Annotated in this window: 21 protein-coding genes; 6 read left to right on the top strand and 15 right to left on the bottom strand. The window is 57.4% G+C overall.

All coding sequences use genetic code 11. From position 1 onward, the window contains the following. Window position 1: 1 nt before the first annotated feature. The 13 genes from B472_RS00475 to B472_RS00415 all read right to left on the bottom strand — a co-directional run bounded on the left by B472_RS00475 (window position 2) and on the right by B472_RS00415 (window position 15,062). Window positions 2–1,018 carry an NADP-dependent oxidoreductase gene (locus B472_RS00475; protein ID WP_026039710.1) on the bottom strand — a complete coding sequence of 339 codons (1,017 nt, stop codon included), beginning with the start codon at window positions 1,016–1,018 and terminating at the stop codon, window positions 2–4. A gap of 102 nt (window positions 1,019–1,120) precedes the next feature. Then, complete coding sequence (locus B472_RS00470) at window positions 1,121–1,543, bottom strand: PaaI family thioesterase (protein ID WP_019427852.1); 423 nt, start codon at window positions 1,541–1,543, stop codon at window positions 1,121–1,123. A 16-nt stretch (window positions 1,544–1,559) separates the two neighbouring features. Next, window positions 1,560–2,351 carry an SDR family oxidoreductase gene (locus B472_RS00465; protein WP_019427851.1) on the bottom strand — a complete coding sequence of 264 codons (792 nt, stop codon included), beginning with the start codon at window positions 2,349–2,351 and terminating at the stop codon, window positions 1,560–1,562. A 28-nt stretch (window positions 2,352–2,379) separates the two neighbouring features. Next, window positions 2,380–2,682: a Dabb family protein gene (locus B472_RS00460; protein WP_019427850.1), complete on the bottom strand. Its 303-nt coding sequence runs from the start codon at window positions 2,680–2,682 to the stop codon at window positions 2,380–2,382. Continuing rightward, window positions 2,682–4,523: an acyl-CoA dehydrogenase gene (locus B472_RS00455; RefSeq protein ID WP_019427849.1), complete on the bottom strand. Its 1,842-nt coding sequence runs from the start codon at window positions 4,521–4,523 to the stop codon at window positions 2,682–2,684. Before B472_RS00455 ends, B472_RS00460 begins: the two co-directional genes overlap by 1 nt. Before the next feature lie 98 nt (window positions 4,524–4,621). Then, entirely contained in the window at window positions 4,622–5,797 is a 1,176-nt protein-coding gene (locus B472_RS00450; protein ID WP_019427848.1) for an acetyl-CoA C-acyltransferase, read from the bottom strand. Between the two features lie 59 nt (window positions 5,798–5,856). Beyond that, the gene (locus B472_RS00445) at window positions 5,857–7,968 is read right to left on the bottom strand and encodes a 3-hydroxyacyl-CoA dehydrogenase NAD-binding domain-containing protein (RefSeq protein ID WP_019427847.1); all 2,112 of its coding nucleotides are present in this window, start codon (window positions 7,966–7,968) and stop codon (window positions 5,857–5,859) included. 126 nt (window positions 7,969–8,094) lie between these two features. Further along, the gene (locus tag B472_RS00440) at window positions 8,095–8,790 is read right to left on the bottom strand and encodes an ABC transporter ATP-binding protein (protein WP_019427846.1); all 696 of its coding nucleotides are present in this window, start codon (window positions 8,788–8,790) and stop codon (window positions 8,095–8,097) included. Beyond that, the gene (locus tag B472_RS00435; RefSeq protein ID WP_019427845.1) at window positions 8,790–9,560 is read right to left on the bottom strand and encodes an ABC transporter ATP-binding protein; all 771 of its coding nucleotides are present in this window, start codon (window positions 9,558–9,560) and stop codon (window positions 8,790–8,792) included. Before B472_RS00435 ends, B472_RS00440 begins: the two co-directional genes overlap by 1 nt. Beyond that, complete coding sequence (locus tag B472_RS00430) at window positions 9,557–10,849, bottom strand: branched-chain amino acid ABC transporter permease (protein ID WP_019427844.1); 1,293 nt, start codon at window positions 10,847–10,849, stop codon at window positions 9,557–9,559. The genes B472_RS00435 and B472_RS00430 overlap by 4 nt, the downstream gene beginning before the upstream one ends. A 3-nt stretch (window positions 10,850–10,852) precedes the next feature. Beyond that, window positions 10,853–11,887 carry a branched-chain amino acid ABC transporter permease gene (locus B472_RS00425; protein ID WP_019427843.1) on the bottom strand — a complete coding sequence of 345 codons (1,035 nt, stop codon included), beginning with the start codon at window positions 11,885–11,887 and terminating at the stop codon, window positions 10,853–10,855. Window positions 11,888–12,074: 187 nt separating this feature from the next. After that, window positions 12,075–13,307 carry a branched-chain amino acid ABC transporter substrate-binding protein gene (locus B472_RS00420; protein WP_019427842.1) on the bottom strand — a complete coding sequence of 411 codons (1,233 nt, stop codon included), beginning with the start codon at window positions 13,305–13,307 and terminating at the stop codon, window positions 12,075–12,077. A gap of 126 nt (window positions 13,308–13,433) precedes the next feature. Then, the gene (locus B472_RS00415; protein ID WP_019427841.1) at window positions 13,434–15,062 is read right to left on the bottom strand and encodes a 3-(methylthio)propionyl-CoA ligase; all 1,629 of its coding nucleotides are present in this window, start codon (window positions 15,060–15,062) and stop codon (window positions 13,434–13,436) included. A gap of 120 nt (window positions 15,063–15,182) precedes the next feature. On the opposite strand from B472_RS00415, the gene B472_RS00410 reads away from it, so the two are divergent. The 6 genes from B472_RS00410 (at window position 15,183) to B472_RS00385 (ending at window position 20,937) form a co-directional block, all read left to right on the top strand. Beyond that, window positions 15,183–16,730 (top strand): YdiU family protein, encoded by a 1,548-nt coding sequence (locus B472_RS00410; RefSeq protein WP_026039709.1) that lies wholly within the window; start codon window positions 15,183–15,185, stop codon window positions 16,728–16,730. Then, window positions 16,727–17,134: a peptide-methionine (R)-S-oxide reductase MsrB gene (gene msrB / locus B472_RS00405; protein ID WP_019427839.1), complete on the top strand. Its 408-nt coding sequence runs from the start codon at window positions 16,727–16,729 to the stop codon at window positions 17,132–17,134. Before B472_RS00410 ends, msrB begins: the two co-directional genes overlap by 4 nt. 43 nt (window positions 17,135–17,177) lie before the next feature. Then, the gene (locus tag B472_RS00400) at window positions 17,178–17,735 is read left to right on the top strand and encodes a septation protein A (RefSeq protein WP_019427838.1); all 558 of its coding nucleotides are present in this window, start codon (window positions 17,178–17,180) and stop codon (window positions 17,733–17,735) included. Then, window positions 17,732–18,004 (top strand): BolA family transcriptional regulator, encoded by a 273-nt coding sequence (locus B472_RS00395; protein ID WP_081504987.1) that lies wholly within the window; start codon window positions 17,732–17,734, stop codon window positions 18,002–18,004. Before B472_RS00400 ends, B472_RS00395 begins: the two co-directional genes overlap by 4 nt. An 84-nt stretch (window positions 18,005–18,088) precedes the next feature. Further along, a complete protein-coding gene (locus B472_RS00390) occupies window positions 18,089–18,862 on the top strand; it encodes a peptidylprolyl isomerase (RefSeq protein WP_019427836.1) in 774 nt (257 codons plus the stop codon). Between the two features lie 92 nt (window positions 18,863–18,954). Beyond that, window positions 18,955–20,937, top strand: a complete 1,983-nt coding sequence (locus B472_RS00385; RefSeq protein ID WP_019427835.1) for a U32 family peptidase — start codon at window positions 18,955–18,957, stop codon at window positions 20,935–20,937. 11 nt (window positions 20,938–20,948) lie between these two features. Here B472_RS00385 and B472_RS00380 read toward each other — a convergent pair whose 3' ends face one another. Further along, on the bottom strand, window positions 20,949–21,299 hold the full coding sequence (locus tag B472_RS00380) for a cystatin domain-containing protein (RefSeq protein ID WP_019427834.1): 351 nt from the start codon (window positions 21,297–21,299) through the stop codon (window positions 20,949–20,951). 18 nt (window positions 21,300–21,317) lie between these two features. Beyond that, entirely contained in the window at window positions 21,318–24,716 is a 3,399-nt protein-coding gene (locus B472_RS00375) for a DEAD/DEAH box helicase (RefSeq protein WP_019427833.1), read from the bottom strand. Between the last annotated feature and the right edge of the window lie 12 nt (window positions 24,717–24,728).

Here is a 24,728-nt window from a genome sequence, read left to right as displayed (position 1 = left end):
CTCAGACCAGCTTGACCAGTTGCTTGCCGAAGTTCTTGCCTTTCAGCAGTCCCAGGAAAGCCTCTGGCGCAGCCGCCAAGCCTTTGGCCACGGATTCGCGGGGGCGCAGTTTGCCGGTCCCCACCAAGGTGCCCAGTTCCTGCAGCGCCTCGGGCCAGACTTCCATGTGTTCGCTGACGATGAAGCCTTCGATCTTCATGCGGTTGACCAAAATCAGTGCCGGGTTGGCCATGGGCAGCGGCGCGCCGTCGTAGCCGGCGATCATGCCGCACACGGCGATGCGTGCGAACGCGTTGGTGCGCAACATCACCGCGTCCAAAACCATGCCGCCCACGTTTTCAAAGTGGCCGTCGATGCCGTTCGGGCAGGCTTCGCGCAGGGCTTTGGACAAGCTGATGTAGTCCTTGTGTTCTTTGTAGTCGATACAGGCGTCAAAGCCCAGTTCTTTGACCACGTAATCGCACTTGTCTTTGCCGCCTGCGATGCCCACCACGCGGCAACCACGCGCTTTGGCCAGAGCGCCATAAGCGCTGCCCACAGCGCCGCTGGCCGCGCTCACGGTGACGGTTTCACCGGCTTTGGGCGCAATGATCTTGACCAAACCGTACCACGCGGTCACGCCGGGCATGCCGACTGCGCCCAGGTAATGCGACAAGGGCACGTGGGTGGTGTCGACTTTGCGCAGCGCACCCAGCACCGTGGCATCCACCACGCTGAACTCTTGCCAGCCGCCCATGCCCACAACCTGGTCACCGGCTTTGAATTTGGGGTGGCGGCTGTCCACCACCTCGCCCACGGTGCCACCGATCATGACCTCGCCCAAGGGCTGGGGAACGGCGTAGCTTTTGCTCTCGTTCATGCGGCCACGCATGTACGGGTCCAGGCTCAAGAAATGGTGGCACACCAAAACCTGGCCGTCTTGCAGCTCGGGCAGTGGCACCTCGATCAATTTGAAGTTGGCCGTGGTGGCTTCGCCTTGGGGGCGGTTGTCGAGAACGATGCGGTGGTTGATGGTCATGGTGGTTTCCTGGTTGATCAATGGTGAAGAGAGGGTCCATCGCGGTCAAAGACCGCTTCTACAAAAACTGCGGGTATCGCTGTAATAAAAAGGGCACATGGCTCAGTCTGTGGCCGGTGCTTGGGCCGCGCGGCGGGCCACATATTTGAAGGTGCCCGTGGCGTGGGCGCACATCTGGCCGTCGGCATCGAACACTTTGCCTTCGGTGAAAGCCATGCTGCGTGTGCGGTGCAGCAGCTGCCCAGTGGCCTTGAGCACATGGCCTGGAGCGACTTTGGCGGGGCGCATGAAGCTGGTTTTCATCTCGATGGTGACCACGCCCATGTCGGGCTCGACGCTGCGGGCGGCAGTGGCCATGACCACATCCAGCAAGGCCATCACCGCGCCGCCGTGCGTGACATCAAACGAGTTGAGGTGCTCTGGCTTGGGTGCGTGGTGAAGCTCGGATCGACCGCCTTCGAACTTTTCGAGGGTGAAACCCAGATGCTCCACAAAAGGAATCTTCACGCCAAAAGGAATGCTCATGTTGGATGGCCTGAAATCAACCACCAATGATGGCGCTGACGCCACCGTCCACCGCCATCCACTGGCCGGTGATGTGTTTGCCGGCGTCAGATGCCCACAAAACGGCCAAGCCCTTGAGGTCTTCGTCGTCACCCAAACGGCGCAAAGGTGCGCCTTGGGCCATTTTTTCGGCACCCATTTTTTCGAGGAGCCCATGGGTCATTTTGCTGGGGAAAAAGCCGGGACATATGGCGTTGACGGTGATGCCGTGCTCGCCCCACTCGCCCGCCAAAGCGCGGGTGAAGTTGACCACCGCGCCTTTGGAGGTGTTGTAGGCAATCGTCTTCATTTCGGACGGGTTGCCGGCCAGCCCAGCAATGGAGGCCACATTCAGGATGCGACCCTTGCCACGCGGGATCATGCAACGCTGGGCCACCTCTTGCGAGAGGATGAAGTACCCGCGCACGTTCAGGTTCATGACCTTGTCCCATGCTGCGATGGGGTGTTCTTCGGCGGGGGCACCCCAAGTGGCGCCCGCGTTGTTGACCAAGATGTCGATCGGGCCCATGCGCTCGATGGTTTCGGCCGCCAAGCGTCGGATGTCTTCTTCCTTGCCGCAGTCGGCGGCGATCCAACGGGCGTCGATGCCTGCGGCTTGCAGTTCGGCGGCGGCTTGCTCCAAGTCTGCGGCTTTGCGCGAGCTGAGCATGATCTTGGCGCCGGCCTCGCCCAGGGCATGGGCCATTTGGAGGCCCAGACCCCGAGAGCCGCCTGTGACCAAGGCGACCTGACCGGTCAAATCGAACAATTGTTGGATGGTGCGTGCCATGCTAAAAATCCTTTCTGGGTGCGTCAGTTCAGACCATGAAATCCATGCAGCGTCGCTCTTTGACGATCGCTTTCATGAAGGGCTTGATGGCCAGATGATCGGGGTGATTTTGGTAAGCCGCTAGCACCTGCGCGTCATCCAGCAGCATGTGCAGCACCAAATCGTTGGTGCAATCCATGCCCGGGGTGGCGGTGGCGACTTCAAAAGCACGAATGCCCGGCACCACCTCGGCGCAAGAGAGCAAAAGCCCCTTGGCCTTTTGAAGATTGACGGCCTTGTCGGCCCCTTCAGCTTGCTCGTGCAAAGTCCACATCACGATGTGTCGGATCATCAAAAGGCCTCCTCGGGCAAGTCGGCGCAAGTCGCATCGCGGCTGCACACCACATTCAGCCAAGCACCGATCTTGGGCAGCTCGTAGCGGAAGAAGTAGAGGCATGCAGCGCGTCGGCCTTGGGCGGCTGGGCTGTTGTCGTTGCCGAGGCTGTTAGCCACATCGAGCCAGATCCAGGCGATCACGGTGTGACCAAAGGCCTGTAAATACGGCACGGCGTTGGCCAGCGCTTGCGCGGGCTCGGCGCCTGTCCAAGCTTGTTGGGTGGCTTGGCCCACTTGCTGCAGGGCATCACGCAAGGCGGCGGCCTCTGGGCCCCAGCTGCCTTCGGCTTTGGTGGCCGTGGACAGCATGCGCTCTGCCAGCAACTTCAGGCCCCGGCCGTTTTCCATCAAGACCTTGCGGCCCAACAGGTCCATGGCCTGGATGCCGTGCGTGCCTTCATGGATCATGTTCAGACGGTTGTCGCGCCAGTACTGCTCCACCGGAAAGTCGCGGGTGTAACCGTAGCCGCCATGGATTTGAATGGCCAAGCTGTTGGCTTCCAAACACCACTCGCTTGGAAAACTCTTGACGATCGGCGTGAGCACCTCCAAGAGCAAACGCGCCACATCGGCCTCATCCGCTTGACCGGTGTGCTGCTCGTCCACCAAACGGGCGCAATACAAAGCCAGAGCCAGCGCACCTTCGCTGTAGGCCTTTTGCGCCAAAAGCATGCGTTTGATGTCGGCGTGCTCAATGATGCGCACCTGCGGGCGACCAGGGTCTTTGCCCCCAGCCCCGGTGGGTCGGCCCTGCGGGCGGTTTTTGGCGTAATCCAGGCTGGCGTAAAACCCAGCCATGCCCAACATGGTGGCCGCCATGCCCACGCCGATGCGGGCCTCGTTCATCATGTGGAACATGCAACGCAGGCCTTCGCCGGGCTTGCCGACCAAATAGCCCACGGCGCCGCTTCCGGCGCCGTCCAAGCCTGCGCCGGCTTCACCGCGCACGGGGTACTTGCCTTCGCCAAAATTGAGCAGCGTGTTGGTTGTGCCACGCCAACCGCATTTGTGGTTCAAGCCGGCCAAAGCCACGTCGTTGCGCTCGCCCGTTAACTGGCCATCCACGCCCACCAGCTTTTTAGGCACGATGAACAAGGAGATGCCTTTGACACCCGGGATCAGTTGGCCTGAGCTGTCCGGAATTTTGGCCAGCACCAAATGGATGATGTTCTCAGACAGCTCGTGCTCGCCCGAAGAGATCCACATCTTGTTGCCCTTGAGGCGGTAACGTGCGCCCAGCGGGTCGGCCTCAAAACCTTCGCCATCGGGTGTGGCGCGGGTCGTCACATCGCTGAGGGATGAGCCCGCTTGCGGCTCTGACAGGCACATGGTGCCCGAAAAGCGCCCTGAAAATTCGTTGGCCGCAAACACCTGCTTTTGCAGATCGGTGCCATGCACCATCAGCAAATTGGCGTTGCCGCTGGTGAGCATGCCCGAGCCGATGCTCACCGAGGCCATGGCAAAAAACGCGTTGGCTGCGGCCTCGACCGTGTAGGGCAATTGCATGCCGCCCATCTCGTAGTCTTGCGCGGCGCTCAGCATGCCCGATTCGGCATAGGCTTTGTAAGCCTCGTGCGTGGCTTGGGGCAGGATGACTTTTTCGCCATCAAAGTGCGGTTCTTGCGTGTCCACCAGCCGGTTGAACGGGGCGTATTTTTCGCGGGCGATGCGCTCGCAGGTGTCGAGCACCGCGTCAAAAGTCTCACGCGAATGGTCGGCAAAGCGCTCGCGGCTTTGAAGTGTCTCCACCTTCAGCCAGTCGTGGAGCAGAAAATCAACGGTGGGGCGCAAGCTCATGTCGGTTCGTCTCTTCCAAATGAAAAAGGGCAAGAGGCATCATGCCCCCTGCCCCTGTTCGCATCAGCCATCCAGGCGACAGCCGATGCCGTTCACACTCACAGCACTTCAAAAATGCCGCAGGCGCCCATGCCGCCGCCAATGCACATGGTCACCGCCACGCGCTTGGCACCACGTCGTTTGCCTTCGATCAAGGCATGGCCTGTCAGGCGCTGGCCCGATACGCCGTAGGGGTGACCCACCGCGATGGCGCCGCCGTTGACGTTCAAACGGTCCGCTGGAATGCCCAGTTTGTCGCGGCAGTACAGGACCTGCACCGCAAAGGCTTCGTTCAGTTCCCACAGGTCAATGTCATTGACGCTGAGGCCCAAACGCGCCAAGGCTTTGGGCACGGCATACACCGGGCCAATGCCCATCTCATCGGGCTCACAACCGGCCACCGCAAAACCCAAGAAGCGGCCCATGGGTTGGAGGCCACGCTGTTCGGCCAGCTTTTCGTCCATCAACACGCAAGCGCCTGCACCGTCGGAAAACTGGCTGGCATTGCCCGCTGTGACCAATCCACCGGGCAGTGCCGAGCGCAGGCCACTGATGGCTTCGACGGTGGTGCCTTCGCGCAGACCTTCATCAACACTCACTGTGACTTGCTTGGTGGTCAAACCCATGACCTTGTCCACCACACCCGCTGTCACGGTGATGGGTGCGATTTCGTCACTGAACAAGCCTGCTGCTTGCGCAGCGCAAGCCTTTTGCTGGCTGGCTGCGCCATACGCATCCATCACGTCACGGCTGATTTTGTAGCGTTTGGCCACTTGCTCAGCCGTTTGGAGCATGTTCCAGTAAATCTCAGGTTTCATCTTGGCCAAGGCCAAGTCCTGCATCATGTGCAGGTTCATTTCTTGCTGGACGCAAGAGATGCTTTCAACGCCACCCGCGACATACACCTGGCCTTCGCCAGCAATGATGCGCTGAGCCGCCAAAGCGATGGTTTGCAGGCCCGAGGAGCAAAAGCGGTTCACAGTCATGCCCGATACCGAAATGGGCAAACCGGCCTTGAGGGCGATTTGGCGTGCGATGTTCGCACCCGTGGCGCCTTCGGGGCTGGCGCAACCCATGATGACGTCCTCCACCTCAGCGGCATCAATGCCTGCGCGGGCCACGGCGTGTTGAACGGCATGCCCGCCCAAAGTGGCGCCATGGGTCATGTTGAAGGCACCCTTCCAGCTCTTGGCCAATGGGGTGCGTGCGGTGGATACGATGACAGCATTCGTCATGATGAAAACCTTTCATGTGGGCTAACGGTCCAAAAACCGCTTTCCCGAAAATTAAAAAATCAGTTGAATGTCTTGCCTTCGGCCACCAAGCGCGCCAACAAAGGTGCGGGTTGCCAAAACTGGGCGTCGTCGTGCGGGTTCTTGGCAAAGCGCTTCATGGCTTCGGCCACATTGAACAAGCCGATGGTGTCGGCGTAATTCATGGGGCCACCGCGCCAAATCGGGAAACCATAACCGGTCAGGTAGACCATGTCGATGTCGCTGGCCTTGCTGGCAATGCCCTCCTCCAGGATGTGCGCGGCTTCATTGACCAGCGAATACACCAAGCGCTGCACAATTTCCTCGTCTGAGATTTTGCGTGGCGTGATTCCGAGGTGAGCGCGGTGTTTTTCGATCATCTCGACCACCACGCTACTCGGGATCGCATCGCGTTTGCCGGTCTGATAGTCGTACCAGCCGGCGCCTGTCTTTTGACCATAACGGCCCATCTCGCACAACAAGTCAGCGGTTTTGCTGTACTTGAGGTTGGGCTTTTCGGTGTAACGGCGCTTGCGGATGGCCCAGCCGATGTCGTTGCCTGCCAGATCGCCCATGCGGAAGGGGCCCATGGCAAAACCAAACTTTTCGACCGCTTTGTCGACTTGGGCTGGCGTGCAACCTTCTTCGATCAGGAATCCGGCTTGGCGGCTGTACTGCTCGATCATGCGGTTGCCGATGAAACCATCGCAAACGCCAGACACCACAGACGTCTTCTTGATTTTCTTGCCGATGGCCATCACGGTGGCCAAAACGTCTTTGCCCGTCTTTTCGCCACGAACGACTTCCAGCAGCTTCATCACGTTGGCGGGGCTGAAGAAGTGCATGCCCACCACGTCTTGTGGGCGCTTGGTGAATGAAGCGATCTGGTTCACGTCCAAAGTGGAGGTGTTGGACGCCAAAATCGCGCCGGGCTTCATCACACGGTCCAGTTCTTTGAAGACGGCTTCTTTCACGCCCATTTCTTCAAACACGGCTTCAATCACCAAATCGGCCTGACCGATGTCGTCATAGCTCAGCGTGGTGGACAACAGTGCCATGCGCTCGTCGTACTTTTCCTGTTTGAGCTTGCCTTTTTTGACTTGCGCTTCGTAGTTTTTGCGGATGGTGGCAACGCCTCGGTCCAAGGCTTCTTGCTTCATCTCGAGCATCTTGACCGGGATACCCGCGTTCAGGAAGTTCATCGAGATGCCGCCGCCCATGGTGCCGGCACCGATCACGGCGATGCTCTTGATGTCGCGCTTGGGGGTGTCTTCGGGCACATCAGGGATTTTGCTGGCCGCACGGTCGGCCATGAAAATGTGGCGCAATGCGCGGCACTCGGGGGTCCACATCAAATTGATGAAAATTTCGCGCTCAAAGACCAAACCGTCTTCGAACTTCTTCTTGGTGGCCGCCTCCACAGCATCCACGCATTTGGCTGGAGCCGGCAGGTTTTTGGCCATGCCTTTGACCATGTTGCGGGCAAACTGAAAGTAAGCGTCGCCTTGGGGGTGCTTGCAGGGCAAATTGCGCACCAAGGGCATGGGCGCACCATCGGCATGGGCCGCAGCCACTTTTTTGGCCATCGCCAAAGCCTCTTCAGCCAAAGATTCTGCCGATTGGGCCATGGCATCGAACAACTTTTGGCCAGGCAACATGGCCAGCATCTCGCTCTTGATGGCTTCGCCGCTGACGATCATGTTGAGGGCAGGTTCGACTCCGATGACGCGGGGCAAACGCTGCGTACCACCTGCGCCAGGGATCAAGCCCAATTTGACTTCAGGCAAGGCAATGGATGTGCCGGGTGCGGCAATTCGGTAGTGGCAGCCCAGTGCCAGCTCAAGACCCCCACCCATCACCACCGAATGCATGGCAGCAACAACAGGCTTGGCTGAATTTTCGCAAGCGCGGATCACACTCAGCAAATTGGGTTCTTGCAGTGCCTTGGGAGAGCCAAATTCACGAATGTCGGCACCGCCCGAAAAGGCCTTGCCCGCTCCGGTGATGACGATGGCCTTGACGGCGGGGTCGTTGTTGGCTTTTTCCAGGTTATCGGTGATGCCCACACGCGTGGACAGCCCCAAACCGTTGACGGGCGGGTTCATCAGAGTGATGACCGCGACATCACCGTGGACTTTGTATTCAGCTGTCATGCTGGAATTCCTTAGAAAGAAAATGAAAAAAGAACGACCGTTCGTTTATGGGCATTGTAGGCACAAAAAAAGGGCAACCAAAAAAATTTTTGTCGCCCCAGAGACCCGTCCCTCACCTGACGGTGATCAGACCTCGAGCCATTCCTTGCGGATGTAATTGTTGGCCCGCAGTTCATCAGGGGTGCCCTCAAACACGATGCTGCCATGACCCATGACCAAGGCCCGGTCAGAAATGTTCATGGCAATGGTCAGTTTTTGTTCAATCAAGAGCACAGACACGCCTCGAGTTTTCAGGCTTTGTAGAAACTGTCCGACCAGTTCAACGATTTTGGGCGCCAGACCTTCTGTAGGTTCGTCGATGATGATCAGATCCGGATCGCCCATCAATGTTCGGCACAAAGTCAGCATCTGTTGCTCGCCGCCAGACAGCACGCCGGCTTCGGTGTGCTCGCGCTCCCTCAGCCGTGGGAACATGTTGAACATGTCTTCAAATGACCAGCGACCATTTTTGCCACTGCGCTTTTGACCGAGTTGCAAATTTTGATGAACAGTGAGTTTGGGGAAGATCTCGCGATTTTCAGGCACATAGCCCAAACCTTGGTGAGCGATTTCAAAGGCCTTTTTGCCTTGAATCGCTTGACCTTTCCAGTCAATTCGACCTTGGCACTCCACCAAACCCATGATGGCTTTGGCCGTGGTGGATCGACCTGAACCGTTGCGGCCCAAAAGGGCCACGATCTCACCCGGTGCCACGTCGAAATTCACACCATGCAAGACATGACTTTTGCCATAAAAAGCGTGCAGGTTTTCAATTTTCAGCATCAATGGCCTCCTGCTTGGTTGTCAGCAACCGGTGAGCCCAAGTAGGCTTCCTGCACTTTGGGATTGGCACGAACCAATTCGGGCGTGTCAAAGGCGATCACTTCGCCGTAAACCACCACCGCAATTTTGTCGGCCAAGCCAAAAACCACACCCATATCGTGTTCCACCGTGAGCAAAGTTTTGCCCACAGTCACTTCTTTGATGAGTTGAATGAAACGTGAGGTTTCGCTTTTGCTCATGCCCGCAGTCGGTTCGTCCAGCAAAATGACATCGGCGCCACCTGCGATCGTCACGCCGATTTCCAGCGCACGTTGTTCGGCATAGGTCAGGTTCATGGCCAAGACATCGCGCTTTTTGTCCAGGTGGATCATCTCCAGCAGCTGGTCAGTGCGCTCATTGGCATCTTTCAATCCAGACAAAAATTTGATGAAGGTGTATTTGTAGCCCAAGCTCCAGAGCACAGCACAACGCAAATTTTCAAAAACACTCAACTTGGGGAAAATGTTGGTGATCTGAAAGCTGCGCGACAAGCCCATGCGGTTGATCTCGTAGGGCGTCTTGTTTTGGATGCGCTGACCGTTGAGCAAAATATCGCCGCTGGTGGGTCCAAATCGACCGCTGATCAAATTGAACAGCGTGGATTTGCCCGCACCATTGGGGCCAATCACCGCAATCCGCTCACCGGCCTCAACCGCCAGATCAACGCCACGGATGATTTCGGTTTTGCCAAAGCTCTTGCGCACATCTTTCAGTTCTAGGGCGTAACTCATACCGCAGTTTCCCTTCGCTTGATTTCTTTTTCGATTTCCGTCTGGATTTCACCCCAGTCACGGGCAAATTGGCGTCGCGTCAACTCGAACAAACCCAGGCCGGTCAGCATGACAAAAGCTGAGCCAAACCAGCTGTCAAGACCACGCGCATTCAGGCTGGCACCCATGAATTTCACGGTATCGCCTAAGGCTGAATTGAGCTGCAAGTGGTAGACCATTTCAATCATGGCGCCTGCGCCTGCGAGCATCACGATGGCTGTCACGCCCAAAGCCAAGTAGGTGGTCCAGAGTTGGCGCAACTTGCCAAACTTGGCAACACGCAAATTCATCATGATCAAACTGGCAATGCCACCGGGTGCGTACATCACCATGAACAAGAAAATCAAGCCCAGGTACAACAACCACGCCTTGGTCAACTCAGACAGGAGCACGAATGCGATGATCATCAGAATGCCCCCGATGATGGGGCCAAAGAAAAAGGTTGCGCCACCTAAGAATGTGAACAGCAGATAGGCGCCCGAACGGCCGGCACCCACGACTTCGGCCGTCACGATTTCAAAGTTAAGAGCGCCCAAACCGCCTGCAATGCCGGCAAAAAAACCAGAAATGATGAAGGCCGAGTAACGCACGCGTTGCGTGTTGTAACCAATGAACTCAACCCGCTCGGGGTTGTCGCGCACCGCATTCAGGATGCGGCCCAAAGGGGTTTGGGTAAAGGCATACATGAGCGCCACACACACAAAGGTGTAGATAGCGATCAGGTAATAAACCTGAATTTGTTGGGCATAGGTGATGCCGAAGAAGGCCTCACCGGTCACGCGGTTGCCCGAAACACCCGCCTCCCCGCCAAAAAACTCAGAAAACATGAGTGACATGGCAAACACCAACTCGGCCACACCCAAGGTGATCATGGCAAAGGGGGTGCCGGATTTGCGCGTGGTCACCCAGCCGAGCAGGATGGCAAAGCCCATGCCGGCCACTCCACCCACAATGGGCAGCAAACTCACGGGAATGTGCAATTTGCCGCCGGTGACAGCATTCAAGGCATGGATGGCCATGTAAGAGCCCAACCCCGTGTAGACCGCGTGGCCAAAGCTGAGCATGCCGCCCTGACCCAAGAGCATGTTGTACGAAAGGCAGGCAATGATGGCAATGCCCATTTGCGCCAACATGGTGATCGACAAGTTGCTGGTGAACACCAACGGCGCGAAGACCAACACCAGCGCAAAAGCGCTCCAGATGACCCAACGCCCAACGTTGTACGGTTTGAATTTGTAAACAGCTGCCATGGCTTAACCTTCGCGTGTGCCCAAGAGGCCCTTGGGCCGGAAGATCAGGATCAGAACCAAGAACAAGTAGGGCAAGATCGGTGCGACCTGTGAAATCGTCAGTTTTGCAAAAGAGTTTTCTTGCGTGGCGGCCGACAACGCCCAACCCATGTCCTTGGCCAGTGTGAGGAAAGAGTAATCAATGGCCACCGCAAAGGTCTGGATCACGCCAATCAAAACCGAGGCCAAGAAAGCGCCAGACAAAGAGCCCATACCGCCCACGACCACCACCACAAAGATCACCGAACCGACAGTGGCTGCCATGGCGGGCTCGGTGACAAAAGTGCTGCCACCAATGACACCGGCCAAGCCGGCCAAACCGGTGCCTGCCCCAAAAACCAACATGAATACCCGAGGCACGTTGTGGCCCAAGGATTCGACCATTTCGGGGTGCGTCAAAGCTGCTTGAATCACCAGACCAATGCGGGTGCGGGTGAGCAAGAGCCACAATGACAACAGCATCAAAACAGCCACCAACATCATGAAGCCACGCGTGGCCGGGAAAGGTGAACACACCAAACGAATAGCGGTATCTGCCGCGGTGCATGCCTCAGCTGGTGCGGCACCCCAAACAAAACTGAGACCATCCACCGAGTGGTTGATCAGGGTGAACGCCGAGCTGCGCAAAATTTCGGGGGGGGGAAACTCCACGGCCGTGCGACCCCAAACCAATTGAACCAATTCCAACACGACATAGGACAAGCCAAAGGTCACCAACAACTCCGGGACATGGCCAAAAGGATGAACCTTGCGCAGGGTGATGCGTTCGAAGACAGCGCCGCAAGCACCCACCAGCAATGGCGCGATCACCAAGGCGGGCCAAAAACCAATCCAGCCGGACAAGGTGTAGCCAAAATAAGCCCCGACCATGTAAAAACTGGCGTGTGCAAAATTGAGCACACCCATCATGCTGAAAATCAGCGTCAGGCCGGAGCTGAGCATGAAGAGCAACAGTCCGTAACTGAGACCGTTGAGCATGGAGATGATGAAAAACTCCATAAAAAACTTTCCAGACCTTCAAGGGTCTAACTGCGTTACCGAAAGTGGGTCAAACAACCAACCCAATAAGGGGAATCAAAAAACAAAAGACCCGATGAACGTGTGTTGATCGGGTCTGGGCCCACATTGCAGGGCAAAGACGAAGTGTCGATGCCCTGCAAGACTGAACAGCTTGGCTGTGTTGTGATCAGCCAGGACGCTTCATCTGGCAGCTGGTGGGCGTGCTGGAGACGAAGGATGGGAAATCTTTGACAGGAGCCAAAGTCATGCCAGTGTTTTCTGGGCTGTAAGGGAACTTCTTGTCCGCCTTTTGCCAGACCGTCATCCACAGAGGTTGTTGCAACTGGTGGTCGGTTTTGCGCATTTGCACTTCGCCGTGGTAGCTCTTGAAGGTCAAGCCAGAAAGAGCAGCCGCTACTTTGACAGGGTCGGTCGATTTGGCCTTGGCCATGGCCTCACCCAGAGCGCTGTAGATCGAAATCACAGAGCCTGTGTAGAAGTCATCGTTGAACTTTTGCTTGAACTCGGCCATCCATTTGCCCATGTCGCCACCCATGTTGTAGTGGTTATAGGAAATTTGGAAAACACGCCCAGCACCGCCTTGACCCAAAGCCGTCGGTGTGCCCGTCACACCGGTGTAATAGGTGTAGAACTTGCCGTTGTAACCCCCCTCGTTGGCCGCCTTGATGAGCAAAGCCAAGTCAGAGCCCCAGTTACCAGTGATCACGGTGTCGGCACCCGATGCCTTGATCTTGGCGATGTAGGGTGCGAAATCACGAACTTGTGCCAAGGGGTGCAGGTCTTCGCCAACGATCTTGACATCGGGCATCTTGCGTGCAAAGTTTTCTTTGGCATAACGCACCACTTGATGGCCGTGCGAATAGTTCTGGTTGAGCAGGTAGACGTTTTTGATGTCTTTTTGGTCTTTCATGAAGGTGGTCATGGCCTCCATCTTCATGGACGTGTCGGCATCAAAACGGAAGTGCCAGTAGCTGCACTTGCTGTTGGTGAAATCTGGGTCAACCGCAGAGTGGTTCAAGAAAATGATTTCTTTGCCAGGGTTGCGTTCGTTGTGTCTGTTCACGGCTTCGATCAGGGCGCCAGCAACCGACGAGCCGTTACCTTGGGTGATGTAACGCACGCCTTGGTCCATGGCGGCCTTGAGCGCGTTCAGGCTTTCGGCGGGGCTCAACTTGTTGTCGATGCCGATGACCTCAAACTTAACGCCTGCAGGGTTGGTTTTGCTGAACTTTTCAGCGAAAAACTGAAAGCTTTTGAGCTGGTTGCTGCCAACAGGTGCCATCAGACCCGATAGAGGATCAATCCAAGCTATTTTGACGGTTTCGCCTTTTTGGGCGTATGCGCCAAAGCTGCTGACGACCAAAGCGGTTGCCGCGATCAAACGGATGGTGGTTTTCATTTCAGGGTCTCCTGCGTTGTGAATCTAAAACATGCACAGCGTAACCGCTGGAAAATGAAAATCGCTCGGGGTTTGCCCCTAAGGCATATCACCCCCGCGACTTTTAATCTTCAATTCATGATGGTTTCAAAGCCCAGGCAACACGTAATGGCTCAATTGCTCACGCAGGCGTGTTTTGAGCATCTTGCCTGTGCCACCCAAAGGAATGGCATCGACAAAAACAACATCGTCTGGAATTTGCCACTTGGCCGTTTTCCCTTCATAAAAAGCGATCAGTTCTTCGCGACTGACCTCCAATCCGGGCTTTTTGACCACACACACAATCGGCCGCTCGTCCCATTTGGGATGCCGCATGCCGATGCACGCCGCCATGGCCACGGCCGGGTGGCCCATGGCGATGTTCTCAACATCGATGGAGCTGATCCATTCTCCGCCCGACTTGATCACGTCTTTGCTGCGGTCGGTGATTTGCATGAAGCCGTCGGCATCGATGGTGGCCACATCGCCAGTGGGGAACCATCCCTCCAACAAGGGGTCTCCACCTTCTTGCTTGTAATAAGTGGCAATGACCCAGGGGCCTTTGACGAAAAGGTCGCCAGCGGCTTTGCCGTCATGCGGCAATGAACGGCCATCGGCATCCACGATCTTCATGTCGATGCCGTAAATGCATCGACCTTGTTTCATGCGCAACTTCATTTGCGCGTCGGCAGGCAAGCCCAAGTGCTTGTTTTTCAAGGTGCAAACGGTGCCCAAGGGGCTCATTTCGGTCATGCCCCAAGCGTGCAAAACGTCCACCCCGTAATCCTCTCGGAAAGCATCGATCATGGCTGGCGGACAGGCCGAACCACCGATCACGGTGCGCTGAAGTGTGCTGAACTTCAGGCCTGCCGGCTTCATGTGACCCAGCAACATTTGCCACACCGTGGGAACACCGGCTGCAAAACTCACACCTTCGGATTCGATCAACTCGTAAACCGATTTGCCGTCCAAGGCGGGACCTGGAAACACCAGCTTGGCACCGGCCATGGCCGCACTGTAAGGAATACCCCAAGCATTGACGTGGAACATGGGCACCACAGGCAAGATGGCGTCTCTGGCAGATATGCACATGGAATCGGGCAATGCGGCTGCATACGCGTGCAAGACAGTCGATCGGTGACTGTACAAGGCACCCTTGGGATTTCCTGTGGTACCGCTTGTGTAGCAAAGGCTGCAAGCGGTGTTTTCATCGAGCTGTGGCCAAGCGTAAGTGTCGGCCTGTTGCCCCATCCAAGCTTCGTAGCTCAGCAAATTGGGGATGCCCGAGTCGGCGGGCAGTTTGTCGGCATCGCACAGGGCCACGTAATGGGTCACGGTCTTGCAATGGGCATGCAAAGCTTGGACCAAAGGCAAAAACGTCATGTCAAAACACAAGACTTGGTCTTCGGCATGGTTGGCAATCCAAGCCATTTGTTCAGGGTGCAGGCGCGGATTGATGGTGTGCAAGACGCGGCCCGATCCGCTGACGCCAAAATAAAGTTCCAGGTGACGGTATCCGTTCCAAGCCAAGGTGGCGATACGGGCCCCATGTGGCACGTTCTGAGCGTCCAGCGCGTTGGCCACTTGACGCGAACGGCGTGCCACCTGTGCCCAATTGCTGCGGTGAATGTCACCCTCGACACGCCGCGAGACCACCTCGCTGTCGCCATGGTGTTTTTCGGCAAAATCAATCAACGAAGAAATCAGCAATGATTGCTGTTGCATCAATCCCAGCATGGGGTGTCTCCTGTCCAGTGGATGTTTCTGAAACGGTTGATTGTGCACCCCGTGATTCAAAAGCCCTCCCCTAAAACCCGCCAAACAGCGGGTACTTGTCAAGGGCGTGACAATGGGCACATGACCATTGCTCCCTTGGATGTTCCTGTCCATCCGCCCCACGATCTGTCCGTTTTGAACTGGACCCATCGCTTGAGCCACTTAGGCCCGGACTTTTTCACGCCTTTGCAGCCCACCCCGTTGGCCGCCCCCACTTGGGCGGCTCGCAACGAAGCATTGCGTACAGAGCTGGGTTGGCCTGCCGCCTTGTTTGACGAAACCCATCTGCAAGCTTTGGGCGGCAATGCCTTGATGGCCGGTTCTATGCCTTTGGCCACGGTTTACAGCGGCCACCAGTTTGGCCAGTGGGCAGGTCAATTAGGGGATGGCCGGGCCATTTGGTTGGGTGAGGCGCAATCTGACCATGGGCCGCAAGAAATTCAACTCAAAGGCGCTGGCCGCACGCCCTACTCGCGTGGTGGCGACGGTCGGGCCGTTTTGCGGTCAAGCATTCGAGAGTATTTGTGCAGCGAGGCCATGCACGGATTGGGCATCCCGACCACCCGGGCCCTGAGCTTGGTCGCTTCGCCCGAGCCGGTGCGGCGCGAGACCTTGGAAACCGCCGCCGTGGTCGCCCGTGTGGCCCCCAGCTTTTTGCGTTTTGGGCACTTTGAACACTTTTCGGCCCAAGGCGACACCAACAAGCTGCGCACGCTGGCCGACCATGTCATTGCCCACCACCTGCCCGAGTGCCGCGAGCGAGCCGCGCAGTGGCAGGGCAATGTGTATGCGGCCTTGCTGGACGAGGTGCAAGAACGCACCGCAAAGCTGTTGGCGCAGTGGCAGGCGGTGGGTTTTTGCCACGGGGTCATGAACACCGACAACATGAGCGTCTTGGGCCTGACCATCGACTACGGCCCCTTCCAGTTCATGGACGGCTTTGACCCCGCTCACATTTGCAACCACTCGGACTACCAAGGCCGCTACGCCTATGGCCGCCAGCCGAATGTGGCTTACTGGAATTTGTACTGCCTGGCCCAGGCCTTGGCCCCGCTGATCGATGACCACGACATGACGCTGCAGGTGCTCGAGGTTTACAAAACCCTGTTTCCCCGCTGTCTGGGTGATGCCATGCGGGCCAAACTGGGCCTGGTCGGCGACCTGGCGCCCGAATCCGAACGCGAAGCCGATTGGACTTTGGTGGAAGACGTGATGCAGCACATGGCGGCCGAAAAAGTGGACTTCACGGTGTTCTGGCGGCAATTGAGCCAAGCGGTGTCGCTGCAATCGAAAAACGCGACTTTGACCGATGCGGGCTGGCGCAGCGTCACCGATCTGGTGCTGGACCGCCCCCGTCTGCAGGCCTGGCTAGCCCGTTATGGCGAGCGAGCAGGCCAAGGCAGCTTCGCGGCCATGGGCCAGCAGATGCTGCGCACCAACCCCAAGTTCGTCCTGCGAAACCATTTGGCCGAAATCGCCATTCGCCAAGCCCAACTGGGCGATTTTTCTGAAATCGAAGTCCTGCACAACTTGTTAAAGTCCCCTTTCGACGAGCATACGGGCTTTGAAGCCTATGCCGATTTGCCGCCAGATTGGGCGGGTCAACTTGAAATCAGCTGTTCCTCATGAGCAAAATCACAAAAACCGACCAAGAATGGCGTGACCTGCTGGCTGCCAAAGGCGCTGAGCCTGTGGCCTTTGCGGTCACGCGCCAAGCGGCGACCGAGCGCCCCTTCACGGGCAAATACGAAGGCCATTGGGCACGCGGCACCTACCGCTGCGTGTGCTGCGATGCCGAGCTCTTCAAATCCGACACCAAGTTTGACGCGGGTTGTGGCTGGCCCAGCTTTTACCAATCTTCCGTGGATGGTGCCATCGAGGACCGCGTCGACAACAGCCACGGCATGCGCCGGGTAGAAACCGTTTGCGCCCAATGTGGTGCCCATTTGGGGCATGTGTTCGAGGACGGTCCTGCACCGACCGGCTTGCGTTACTGCATGAATTCCGCTTCGTTAGACTTCGAAGCCTCTTGACCCCAACCGGCTGCGCACAAGGCGCGGTTTTTCCACGTTCCTCATGAAATTCGTTCTCGATTTTTTCCCCATCTTGTTGTTTTTTGGGGCCTACAAAATGGCCGACATCTACACCGCCACAGCGGTGTTGATGGGTGCAACTGTGTTGCAGACGGCCATCCTGTACAAACTCGAAGGCAAGCTCCAAACCATGCACAAGATCACGCTGGTGCTGGTGCTGGGCTTTGGTGCCCTGACGCTGAGCTTGCACGATGAGCGCTTCATCAAATGGAAGCCTACCCTTTTGTATTCAGGTCTGGCCATGGCCTTGGCTGTGGCGCACTGGTTTTTGAAAAAGAACTTTTTGCACCTGCTGTTGGGCCAACAATTGCAACTGCCCCACGCGGTATGGAACCGTTTGAACCTGTCGTGGATGGTTTATTGCATTTTCATGGCCACCATCAATGCCTATGTGGCCCACTATTTCAGCACCGAAGACTGGGTCAATTTCAAACTCTGGGGTTATGTTTTCCCCTTGGTGTTCATATTGGGTCAAGGAATTTACATTTCCAGATACCTGCCCAAAGACAACGACGCCACCCAAAATCCCGACAAAGAATGAACGCCATCCCCCTTCCCCTGAGTCAACAAATCCATGCGCGCTTGATGGAGCGGCTGCAAGCCACCGAGTTGCGTGTCCTTGACGAAAGTGCCGACCACGCCGGCCACATGGGCGCCAACGAGAGCGGCCAAGGGACACACATGCGTGTGTGCATTGCTTCCCCCTTGTTTGAATCGCTCAGCCGGGTTCAGCGCCATCGCCTTGTGTATGATGCGCTGCAAGATTTCATCGACCAAGGCTTGCACGCTTTGGCCATCGAACTGATCTGAATTGGGCCCGTCACAATTCGCCCACTTTTTGAATTCGTTTTTACTTTGACCTGTATCCGTCTCTTTGTATTTGAGGAAAACCCCATGAAAAAGCAATTGTTCAGCGCCGCTTTGGTGGCCCTGCTGGCCGCACCTGTTCTGGCGCAAAACCTGGCTGTGGTCAATGGCAAGCCGGTGCCATCGTCGCGCATCAAAGCCTTGCAGCAGCAAGTTGAAGCCTCTGGCCGGCCCATCACGCCTGAAATCATGGCCCAAATCAAGGAAGAGTTGATTGCCCGTGAAGTCTTCATGCAAGAAGCCCGCAAGCGTGGCCTGGACGCCTCGGACGACTACAAGACCCAGTTGGAACTGGCCCGTCAGACCATTTTGATCCGCCAATTGTTTGCCGATCATCAGAAAAAGAACCCGGTCACCGACGCTGAAATCAAAGCCGAATACGACAAATTCGTTGCTGCCAATGGTGGCAAGGAATACCGTGCCCGGCACATCTTGGTTGAAAAGGAAGACGAAGCCAAGGCATTGATCGCCGACATCAAAAAAGGCGCCAAATTTGAAGATTTGGCCAAAAAAGCCTCCAAGGACCCAGGGTCGGGTGCCAACGGTGGCGACTTGGATTGGGCGGCTGCCGGCAGCTATGTGGCCGAGTTTTCAGACGCGATGGTGAAATTGGCCAAGGGCCAGATGACAGACACGCCGGTCAAGAGCCAGTTTGGTTTTCACATCATCCGTGTGGACGATGTGCGCGAAGCCGATTTGCCCAAATTGAACGATGTCAAACCCCAGATTGCCCAGCAACTGCAGCAGCAAAAACTCAGCAGCTTCCAGGAAGGGCTGCGCAGCAAAGCCAAGATCCAGTGATCTGAATTGGACTGACTTCAAAAACGCGACTGAGGTCGCGTTTTTTGTCTCTGCGACGCTCTGTGACGAGCGCTCTGGGATAATCACAGCCCATGCAGCCTCACCAACTCGAACTCCTCGCCCCAGCCCGCACCTTCGACATCGGGATCGAAGCCATCAACCATGGCGCCGATGCGGTCTACATCGGCGGTCCCTCGTTCGGCGCTCGTTCCACCGCCGACAACTCGGTGCAAGACATCGCCAAGCTGGTGCAATACGCACACCGCTTTCACAGCCGCATTTTTGTCACGCTCAACACCATCTTGCGAGACGATGAATTGGAAGCCGCGCGAAAACAGGCCTGGCAGCTTTATGAAGCGGGCGTGGACGCGCTGATCGTGCAAGACATGGGCTTGCTCGAGATCGACATGCCGCCCATCCAGTTGCATGCCAGCACCCAGACCGACATCCGAACGCCCGAAAAGGCCAAGTTTTTGCAAGACGCGGGTTTGAGCCAGATCGTGCTGGCCCGCGAACTGACGCTGCCGCAGATCAGCGCCATCCGCGATGTGATCGACACCGACCGCACGGTGATCGAATTTTTTGTGCATGGCGCTTTGTGCGTGGCCTACAGCGGTCAGTGCTTCATCAGCCACGCCCACACCGGCCGCAGCGCCAACCGCGGCGACTGCTCGCAAGCCTGCCGATTGCCTTACGAAGTGAAAGATGCGCAAGGCCGCATCGTGGCGCACGACAAGCATGTGTTGAGCATGAAGGACAACAACCAAAGCGAGAACCTGCGCGACCTGGTGGACGCAGGCATCCGCAGCTTCAAAATCGAAGGCCGTTACAAGGACATGGCCTATGTGAAGAACATCACGGCCCATTACCGCAAGCTGTTCGACGAGGTGCTGACCGAGCGCCCCGAGCTGGCCGCCGCGTCTCATGGACGCACCACTTTCAGCTTCGAGCCCGACCCCAATCAGAACTTCAACCGAGAGTTCACCGACTACTTTGTGCAAGGCCGCAAGGAAGACATTGGCGCCTTTGACACGCCCAAGAACCCTGGCCAGCCGATTGGCTGGGTCAGCAAGGTCACGCCCGAGCATGTCGAGATCCACACCGATGAACCGTCTACCGAGTTGCACAACGGCGATGGCCTTTGCTACTACGACCTGCAAAAGGAATTGATCGGACTGCAGATCAACCGCGCCGAAGCGCAAAAAACCCCAGGTGTGTGGAAGTTGTTTCCCAAAGACCCGATGGCCGGCTTCAAGGACTTGCGCAAAGGCGTGCAGATCAACCGCAACCGGGACATGAGTTGGGTGCGTACGCTGGATAAAAAATCGGCTGAACGCCGTATGGGCGTTTGGATGCAATTGAGCGAGAGCCCAGCGGCCAAGGGTGATGGATTGCAGCTGACGCTGACCGACGAAGCCGGGCACGTGGGCACTGCGCAGCTGGCCATCGCCTGGCAAGCACCCCATGACGCGGCCCAAGCCGAGGACAAACTGAAAACAGCCTTGGGCAAATTGGGCGACACCTTGTTCGAGCCGCTCGATGTGCAGCTCACCCTGTCCCGACCCTGGTTTGTGCCCCCTTCACAGCTCAACGCTTTGCGCCGAGAAGCCTTGCAGGCACTGGAAACTGCACGCGCACAGGGTTTGCACCGTTTGCCGCGTGCTGTCCCGGTGGAACCGCCGGTCGCCTACCCGGAAGACACCCTCACTTACCTGGCCAATGTGTTCAACCAGAAGGCCCGTGATTTTTATGCCAAGCACGGTGTCAAGGTCATCGATTCGGCCTATGAGAGCCAGGAAGAACTCGGTGAAGTCAGCCTGATGATCACCAAGCACTGCGTGCGCTTCAGTCTGAGTTTGTGTCCCAAGCAGGCCAAAGGCGTGACCGGTGTGCAAGGCACGGTCAAAGCCGAGCCGATGCAATTGATCAACGGCAAGGAAAAGCTCACCCTGCGCTTTGACTGCAAACCCTGCGAAATGCATGTGGTGGGCAAGATCAAGAAGTCGGTGTTGAATGCCGTCCCGGAAAGCCCTGTTCAGTTCTACAAATCAGGCCCTGTGGTGGGTCTGCACTGATTCTGCGGGGATCAGTCCAGCCAAGCCCAAGACTGCAGTTTGTAAACCCCATCTGCTTGTCGCCAAACGAGGGCTTGGGCGCGCTGATGGGTCCCATCCAGCGTGACTTGCAAGGCCAGTTCAAACTGCAAGCCTGCCACGACTTGCTGACGGGCTTGGGTCACGTCTTTGTAAAGCACCCGTTGCTTGTTTTGGACCGCAAAGGTCTGCACCGCAAAACGGGCGGCTTCTTGCACATCGGGGCTGAAAGCATCGATCGAAACCCATGTGCCTGGGCCAGAGGGGCTGGCGGTCTCTGCAGGCCTCTCAGGACTGCAGGCTCCCATCGCAACGGCTGCCACGATCAACCAGGCTTTCAGCATCACCGTGCAGCCCCTGGATCAGCCCAAGGGCTTGAAGAGTTCATTCAGATCCGACTCCCCAAAGAGCGGTTCTTTGCGCTGTACAGCACCCGAGTACATGTCTTGCGCCAGTTGGGCTTTGCGCTCTTGCAGGGCCAGCATGCGTTCTTCAATGGTGCCCTGAGCCACCAGCTTGAGCACCCAAACGCTTTGCGTTTGCCCAATGCGGTGCGCGCGGTCGGTGGCTTGGTTTTCTACTGCGGGGTTCCACCACGGGTCGTAATGGATCACGGTGTCGGCCTGCGGCAGGTTCAGGCCCACCCCCCCCGCTTTGAGGCTGATCAGGAACAGCGGCACCTGCCCGCTGGTGAATTGGTCGATGATGGCGTCGCGATTTTTGCTTTGCCCCGTGAGCTTGACCCAGGGGATGCCCAGACGCGGCAGCTCTTGCTCGATCAAACTCAGCATTTGGGTGAACTGAGAGAACAGCAAAATCTTGCGCCCCTCGGCCACCATCTCGGGCAGCATGTCGAGCAACTGCGCCAGCTTGGCCGATTGCTGCACTTGGCGGGCCGCGCCCAGCTTGAGCAAGCGCGGGTCGCAACACACTTGGCGCAACTTCAGCAGTGCATCCAAGATGGTGATTTGCGATTTGGCCAAACCCTGCGCGTTCAGCGCGTCGCGCACGGTTTTTTCCATGCCCAAACGGATGGTTTCGTACAGGTCGGCCTGTTGGCCTTGCATCGGCACTGGCATCAGGGTTTCGATTTTGGGCGGCAGCTCACTGGCCACCACATCCTTGGTGCGGCGCAGCATGAAGGGGGTGATGCGCTTGCGCAGCTGGTCCATTTTTTCGCTGTGGCCTTGGCGCTCAATCGGGTTTCGAAAAAGCTCGCCAAAACGTTTTTGGCTGCCCAAAAAGCCAGGCATCAAAAAGTGGAACAGGCTCCAGAGCTCACCCAAGTGGTTTTCCATGGGTGTCCCCGACAGGCACAAGCGGTGTCGGGCCGGGATATCGCCCGCGGTTTGCGCAGCAGTCGTGTTGGCGTTCTTGATGTTCTGTGCTTCGTCCAGCACCAGCAGGTGCCAATCGGTGGCCATCCACAGATCGCGGTCGCGGTGCAGCAAGGAGTAAGGCGTGAGCACGATGTCAAAACCACGCAAGTCTTGGGCAGCGTCATGACGCGTCAGGCCGTGGTGAATGTGGGTGCGCAGGCTGGGGCAAAACCGGGCGGCTTCGCGCTGCCAATTGCCCAGCAAGCTGACCGGGGCCACGATCAGCGCGGGATGCGTCAGCCGTCCGGCTTCTTTCTCGGTCAGGATATGCGCCAGCGTTTGCAGGGTTTTGCCCAGGCCCATGTCGTCGGCCAAGATACCGGCCAATTGATGGGTGCGCAAGAACTGCAACCAGTTCAAGCCCTGCTGCTGGTAGGGCCGCAAGGTGGCTTGCAAACTGTCGGGCACCGGCACCCCAGGCAAGGTGCTGAGGCCGCGCATCTGCTGAACCAAATTCATCAGGCTTTGTGCGCCCGCCCAAGCGACCCCGTCGCCCAGCGAGGCAGCGGTGCGCAAAGCTTCCAGGCGCGACAGGCGCAACGCACCACCGCTCCAGTCACGCCCGCGCTCAGACACCAGCTCCATCAAGGTGCTCAGCCAAGGCTCAATCTTGGCCGTTGGCAACTTGACGAAGCCTTCGCCCTTCAGGTCGGGCAGGTACAAAAACGGCGGCAAGGCGGCCTTTTCACCCTCAGCGGTGGCGCTGCTGATGTGTGCCAGGGTCGTCAAAATAGTGGGCACCCAAGGCAGGATGTTGATGCGCTGACCGTCGATGTCCATGCCCAGCGACAAGTCAAACCAAGGAGAGGTTTCTGGCGCTTCGGCGTCACCCAATAAATCGATGTGCACGTCCTCGGCTTCGCGCAACCACGGGGTGTTGCCCGAAATGAAATGGACATCCAGACCTGCTTGGCGCAGCGGGGCAAAGTCACTCTCTACCCACGCCAGCCAGCGCTGCTGCGATTGATCAGGAGGCAAGACCAACATGTTGGCGTCTGAAGTGACCAGCCCTAAAGCGGCCAGAGCGTCCCAAGCTTTGCGCTCAGTGGGCAGATCCCGCTGCAACATGCGCGCTTGTGTGCCCTGCCCCACCATGACGCGGTTTTGGGAGCCCGGCCAAAAGCCGCGGTGGCCACCATAGTCAAAGGTCAATTCGGCCAAAAACAGGCCTTGCAAGCCCCGGTCAGCGGGGTGTGTGGGCGCAACCTCCAGCACAGCGCGGGGTCGAATGCCTCGAATTTCGGGCATTTTCTGGATCACGGGTGGCAGTGGGACTGGGCCCAAACGCTCGAGCAACTGGTTTTGAAACTTGAACGCCACACTTTCGGGCAACACGGGTGAGTTGGACAAGACTTGCAGCTCGTTGGCGCTCAGGCCCTGCGTATCCAGCGGGCCGCACAGGCCTTGCACCGGGTCCATGAAAAAAGGGGGCTGGTTCAAGCCAAAGACCACACCTTCTCGCATCGGCTGCATGCGAAGCTGCCAGCCATCGGGCTGGTGGTCATCGCTCTTGACTTCGCGCCATGTTCCCACCAAAGCTTCCGGGGTGTCTTGCCAGCGCAAAGCGATGCCATCGTCTGAGACCAAACGGCCGGTTTGGCTGCACAACTGCAACAACAATTGGCCGGGCATGCCGTGCAGTTTGACCTCACTTTGGAAGCCATAAGAGCTGAAACTGCTGGCGGCAGGACAGGCCTTCAACAGGTCAAAGATATCGCGGTCCAGCGTCGTGCTGGTTTGCCAAATCGGGTCGTGCGAAGAGGGCTCGCTGCTCAGTTTTTTGGCTTTTCCCCACTCGCCATTGCGCTTTTGCGCTGCCCTTTTGACGGCCAAATGAAACAATGGTTTGTAAGCGGTTTGCACCACCGACAAGCTGTACACAAACTGGTCGTGCGTGCTGCCGGGCAAGGTGTAGGCCGCTGGGCCATTGGCGTTCTCCAAGCGGGTAAGCCAATCGCGCACTTGGTATTCGGCCTGACTCAATGCACGCTCTTTTTCCATTTGCGAACGGCGCTCCAGCACTTCGGCCGAAGGCCCCTCTGGACCCCATTCGTTTTGCAGGTTCAAGCCTTGCATCGAGGCCAAAATGCCCAGCGCCGCCCCATGTTTGCAGTAACGACCCACTGGGCAAGTGCAACCGCTGCGCCATTCGCTGAGGTTGCCCCCCGCACTCACACGCAGTTCGGCATTGACCGAATAAGGCTGCGCATCATTGCCCTGAACTTGACCCTGCAGACGCCAGCCGTCGCCGTCAGGTGTCAGTTGCGAAAACAAGACCTTGTCTTGCAAATACAGGGTGGTGCCGCGAGACCAAGCGCCCTGGTCAAAGTAAAAAGCCAGTTGCGAAGGCGGGAACCATTGGGCCGGGTTGTTGGACTTCATGCGCTCTTGAGG

The organism is Limnohabitans sp. Rim28, assembly GCF_000293865.2.
GTDB lineage: Bacteria > Pseudomonadota > Gammaproteobacteria > Burkholderiales > Burkholderiaceae_C > Limnohabitans_A.
Note: the sequence above shows the minus strand (reverse complement) of the source record. Positions and strands in the feature narration are given on the sequence as shown.

Bases quoted from the DNA above. Each gene is read 5' to 3' on its own strand.
- B472_RS00475 (WP_026039710.1), bottom strand. From the start codon at position 1,018: ATGACCATCAACCACCGCATCGTTCTCGACAACCGCCCCCAAGGCGAA.
- B472_RS00470 (WP_019427852.1), bottom strand. From the start codon at position 1,543: ATGAGCATTCCTTTTGGCGTGAAGATTCCTTTTGTGGAGCATCTGGGT.
- B472_RS00465 (WP_019427851.1), bottom strand. From the start codon at position 2,351: ATGGCACGCACCATCCAACAATTGTTCGATTTGACCGGTCAGGTCGCC.
- B472_RS00460 (WP_019427850.1), bottom strand. From the start codon at position 2,682: ATGATCCGACACATCGTGATGTGGACTTTGCACGAGCAAGCTGAAGGG.
- B472_RS00455 (WP_019427849.1), bottom strand. From the start codon at position 4,523: ATGAGCTTGCGCCCCACCGTTGATTTTCTGCTCCACGACTGGCTGAAG.
- B472_RS00450 (WP_019427848.1), bottom strand. From the start codon at position 5,797: ATGACGAATGCTGTCATCGTATCCACCGCACGCACCCCATTGGCCAAG.
- B472_RS00445 (WP_019427847.1), bottom strand. From the start codon at position 7,968: ATGACAGCTGAATACAAAGTCCACGGTGATGTCGCGGTCATCACTCTG.
- B472_RS00440 (WP_019427846.1), bottom strand. From the start codon at position 8,790: ATGCTGAAAATTGAAAACCTGCACGCTTTTTATGGCAAAAGTCATGTC.
- B472_RS00435 (WP_019427845.1), bottom strand. From the start codon at position 9,560: ATGAGTTACGCCCTAGAACTGAAAGATGTGCGCAAGAGCTTTGGCAAA.
- B472_RS00430 (WP_019427844.1), bottom strand. From the start codon at position 10,849: ATGGCAGCTGTTTACAAATTCAAACCGTACAACGTTGGGCGTTGGGTC.
- B472_RS00425 (WP_019427843.1), bottom strand. From the start codon at position 11,887: ATGGAGTTTTTCATCATCTCCATGCTCAACGGTCTCAGTTACGGACTG.
- B472_RS00420 (WP_019427842.1), bottom strand. From the start codon at position 13,307: ATGAAAACCACCATCCGTTTGATCGCGGCAACCGCTTTGGTCGTCAGC.
- B472_RS00415 (WP_019427841.1), bottom strand. From the start codon at position 15,062: ATGCTGGGATTGATGCAACAGCAATCATTGCTGATTTCTTCGTTGATT.
- B472_RS00410 (WP_026039709.1), top strand. From the start codon at position 15,183: ATGACCATTGCTCCCTTGGATGTTCCTGTCCATCCGCCCCACGATCTG.
- msrB (WP_019427839.1), top strand. From the start codon at position 16,727: ATGAGCAAAATCACAAAAACCGACCAAGAATGGCGTGACCTGCTGGCT.
- B472_RS00400 (WP_019427838.1), top strand. From the start codon at position 17,178: ATGAAATTCGTTCTCGATTTTTTCCCCATCTTGTTGTTTTTTGGGGCC.
- B472_RS00395 (WP_081504987.1), top strand. From the start codon at position 17,732: ATGAACGCCATCCCCCTTCCCCTGAGTCAACAAATCCATGCGCGCTTG.
- B472_RS00390 (WP_019427836.1), top strand. From the start codon at position 18,089: ATGAAAAAGCAATTGTTCAGCGCCGCTTTGGTGGCCCTGCTGGCCGCA.
- B472_RS00385 (WP_019427835.1), top strand. From the start codon at position 18,955: ATGCAGCCTCACCAACTCGAACTCCTCGCCCCAGCCCGCACCTTCGAC.
- B472_RS00380 (WP_019427834.1), bottom strand. From the start codon at position 21,299: ATGCTGAAAGCCTGGTTGATCGTGGCAGCCGTTGCGATGGGAGCCTGC.
- B472_RS00375 (WP_019427833.1), bottom strand. From the start codon at position 24,716: ATGAAGTCCAACAACCCGGCCCAATGGTTCCCGCCTTCGCAACTGGCT.